A 230-nucleotide genomic window follows, 5' to 3' on the forward strand; every position below is an offset into this window, starting at 1 on the left:
CCCCCACACCACCAACTCACCCTCCCCAACGGCACCACCACCCGCATCGCCGACCTACTCCACCCCGCCCGCCCCCTCCTCATCACCACCACCACCGAACACCCCACCGCCCACGCCTGGACCGACCGCATCGACATCATCACCGGCACCTGGACCCACCAACCACACCCCACCCTCCACACCGCCCTCATCCGCCCCGACGGCTACCTCGCCTGGACCGCACCCGGCAG

1 pseudogene is annotated in these 230 nt (G+C 70.9%); it reads left to right on the forward strand.

Going from position 1 to position 230, the window contains the following annotated elements:
• Positions 1-230 (forward strand): annotated as a pseudogene (locus H0524_RS25535) (monooxygenase); the annotation flags it as partial.

The organism is Salinispora sp. H7-4, from assembly GCF_013416675.1.
GTDB lineage: Bacteria > Actinomycetota > Actinomycetes > Mycobacteriales > Micromonosporaceae > Micromonospora > Micromonospora vitiensis.